This is a genomic window from Polynucleobacter sp. 39-46-10 (assembly GCF_002282275.1).
The window spans coordinates 1-3,781 of sequence record NZ_NCJB01000239.1 but is presented as its reverse complement, the minus strand read 5'-3'; the positions used below and the strand labels follow the sequence as shown (position 1 = coordinate 3,781).

2 protein-coding genes are annotated in these 3,781 nt (G+C 46.2%); one reads left to right on the top strand and one right to left on the bottom strand.

The genetic code is table 11. The features are described 5' to 3' along the window. Window positions 1-128: 128 nt before the first annotated feature. A complete protein-coding gene (locus tag B7X71_RS13510) occupies window positions 129-1,328 on the bottom strand; it encodes an amino acid aminotransferase (protein ID WP_293599032.1) in 1,200 nt (399 codons plus the stop codon). Window positions 1,329-1,511: 183 nt separating this feature from the next. Between B7X71_RS13510 and uvrB the strand changes: the two genes are divergently transcribed. Further along, window positions 1,512-3,665, top strand: a complete 2,154-nt coding sequence (gene uvrB, locus B7X71_RS13505) for an excinuclease ABC subunit UvrB (protein WP_293601011.1) — start codon at window positions 1,512-1,514, stop codon at window positions 3,663-3,665. Window positions 3,666-3,781: the final 116 nt, after the last annotated feature.

The window sequence follows — 3,781 nt, the reverse complement described above, 5'->3', positions numbered from 1 at the left end:
TTAATAAATGCTTCAGATGCTGCTCGAGCCCATGAGCTTACTGGTTGAAGTAAAGCTTTTTGAAATTCATGTAACTGATATAGCATGTTGCCTCCTGATGATTCAGTGTAACCGCTTATTACGCGTTGTTACGCCAATACGCGGGCGATTGCTTTGGCTACCTTATCAATATTTTTGGTATTGAGGGCAGCCACACAAATACGACCGGTGGAGAGGGCATAAATGCCATCTTCCTTTTGTAAACGATCTACTTGCTCTGCAGTTAATCCAGAGTAAGAGAACATGCCGCGCTGAGCTTCAATAAAAGTAAAGTCCTGCTTAACACCAGCAGCAGCCAATTTTTGTACCAGCCCCTGACGCATCGATTTAATCCGATCACGCATTTGAGCTAATTCATCTTCCCAGAGCTTTCTGAGTTCTGGTGAATTGAGAACTGCAGCTGCAATCGCAGCGCCATGTGTAGGTGGATTGGAGTAGTTGGTACGAATTACACGCTTTAGTTGCGAAAGTACGCGAGTGGATTCATCTTTGCTTTGAGTCACGATCGATAGGGCACCAACACGCTCACCATAGAGTGAAAATGATTTGGAGAAGGAGCTAGATACAAAGAAAGACATACCGGATTCAGCGAACAAGCGCACCGCAATCCCGTCTTGCTCAATACCAGCAGCAAAGCCTTGGTATGCCATATCTAAAAATGGAATAAGTTGTTTTGTTTTGCAAATATCAATAACTTGACGCCATTGCGCTTCAGTAATATCAGCGCCAGTTGGGTTGTGGCAGCAAGCGTGCAATAAGACAGTGGTGAACTTCGGAAAAGACTCTAGAGATTTCACCATGCCATCAAAATCAACGCCACGAGTCTTACCATCGAAATAGGTGTACTCAAGTACTTCAAATCCTGCAGATTCAAAAATACCGCGGTGGTTTTCCCAGGTAGGGTTGCTAATTGCGCAAGGCGCATTCAAATTGAGGCGCTTGATAAAGTCAGCACCAACGCGCAATGCGCCAGTGCCACCAAGACATTCCGCTGTTACAACGCGACCATCTTTGATGAGCGAAGAGTCGGCGCCAAATAATAAGTTTTGAACTGCACTGTTGTATGGATTTGGGCCTTCGATTGGAATGTAGCTGCGTGGGGAATGCTTCGCAACAATTGCTTCCTCAGCCTGAATGACGGCTTTTAAAAGTGGCACCTTGCCTTCATCGGTGTAATACACACCAACGCCTAGATTGACCTTGTCAGCGCGTTGATCGGCGACGTAGGCTTCTGTGAGGCCAAAAATAGGATCTTTAGGGGCAAGCTGGACTGAAGTGAAAAGGTTCATTTGAGGGTCAAAAATGGGGTAGTAATGTAGGTTAAAAGAGGTATTTCAGGCTTAATTGACGTTAAATTCAGTTAAATTTACTTTAAATGGCTGTTTTTGAGGCTAGATCCAACTATTTCCAAATAAAAACGGCAAAATCATTGTTTGTACAAAATTCGCTGTGAACTAAAAGTCACAGGTGAAATGATAGCTGAGATGCCCCCTAAGTTGCCTAAAACTTCCTCAAATTCCAAAGCTGCTGAAAGTAAAAAAGCCCCCGTAGCCGATCCTTTGGGTGAGGTGGGTCACGACCTTGATCCAGACAAGTTTGTCTCCTTTCCAGATTCGCCATTTCAGCTTTATCAGCCATTCCCGCCTGCAGGGGACCAGCCGGCTGCAATTGATGCTTTAGTGGCTGGGATTGAGGATGGATTGACCTTCCAGACTCTTTTGGGGGTTACTGGTTCAGGCAAAACCTTCACCATGGCTAATGTGATCGCCAGAACAGGTCGACCCGCCATTATTTTTGCCCCTAATAAGACCTTGGCGGCTCAGCTTTACAGTGAATTTCGGGAGTTTTTCCCAAAAAATGCGGTGGAGTACTTCGTGAGTTATTACGACTACTACCAGCCAGAGGCTTATGTCCCGACGCGCGATTTATTTATTGAAAAAGATTCGTCAATTAATGAGCACATCGAGCAAATGCGACTGTCTGCTACTAAGAGTTTGTTAGAGCGACGTGACGTCATCATTGTGGCTACTGTCTCTGCAATATACGGCATTGGTAATCCGGGTGACTATCACAGTATGGTGATGACATTGCGTCCCGGTGACAAGATGAGTCAGCGCGATATTTTGATGCGTTTAATTGCGATGCAGTACGACCGCAACGAAACCGATTTCAAGCGTGGTGTTTTTCGAGTGCGAGGGGATACGATTGATATTTTCCCTGCTGAGCATAATGAATTGGCAGTGCGTGTTGAGCTCTTTGATGATGTCATTGAGAGTTTGCAATTTTTTGATCCGCTCACTGGGAAAATTCGTCAGAAAATTCCACGCTTTACTGTCTATCCAAGTTCGCATTACGTTACTCCGCGTGACACGGTACTTAAGGCGATTGAAACGATTAAGACTGAGTTGCGTATCCGCTTAGATGAGTTTGTTAAAGATGGAAAGTTGGTTGAGGCACAACGTTTAGAGCAGCGTACGCGCTTTGATTTAGAGATGCTCAATGAATTGGGTTTTTGCAAAGGCATTGAGAACTACTCCCGCCATCTCTCAGGGGCTATGCCTGGCGAGGCGCCGCCGACCTTGGTTGACTACCTTCCAAATGATGCCTTGATGTTCTTGGATGAGAGCCATGTTCTCATCGGACAGCTGAATGCGATGTATAACGGCGACAAGTCTCGCAAACACACTTTGGTGGAGTTTGGTTTCCGTTTACCTTCGGCAATGGATAACCGACCACTGAAGTTCACGGAGTTCGAAACGAAAATGCGTCAAACGGTGTTTGTTTCTGCAACACCCGCTGATTATGAAAATACGCACACCGGACAAGTGGTTGAGCAAGTGGCTAGACCAACAGGACTAGTTGATCCAGAAATTGAAGTGTTGCCAGCAAGCACTCAAGTAGATGATTTGCTCAATCAGATTCATGAGCGTGTCAAAGTGCATGAGCGCGTCTTGGTAACCGTTCTAACAAAACGAATGGCTGAACAGCTGACAGATTACTTGTCGGATAACGGTGTAAAAGTACGTTACGTCCATTCGGATATTGACACTGTAGAGCGCGTAGAAATTCTGCGCGACTTACGCTTAGGCGTGTTCGATGTTTTAGTGGGCATTAATTTGTTGCGCGAGGGCTTGGATATTCCCGAAGTCTCACTCGTTGCAATCTTGGATGCGGATAAAGAGGGCTTCTTGCGTTCTGAACGCAGCTTAATTCAGACGATTGGTAGGGCGGCTCGAAACATTAAAGGCAAGGCTATTCTGTACGCCGACAGGATCACCGATTCTATGAAGCGGGCCATGGGGGAGACTGAGCGTCGCCGAACCAAGCAAATTGCCTTCAATAAGGCGAATGGGATTGAGCCACGGGGTGTCCAAAAGCGTATTAAAGACATTATTGATGGCGTCTATGACGTCCAAGAGAAGCGCTCTGAGATGCAGGTAGAGCAGGAGCGGGCTCGCTATGAGGATATGAGCGAGAAGGACCTGGCGGGCGAAATCAAGCGTTTAGAGAAGCAAATGAACTCTGAAGCTAAAAATCTGGAGTTTGAAAAGGCGGCAGCCACCCGTGATCGCCTTACCAAGGTTAAGGAGATGGCCTTTGGGGCTCGATCTAGGGATGCTGTTTAATCCTGAGCAGATTAGTGGGGTATATGGTAAAGTTGAGTGGAATGGTCGGGTATTACCCGCCCGACTGTTAGCTGTCCATAACAATCCATTACCAAGGTGACATATGAGACTTACAA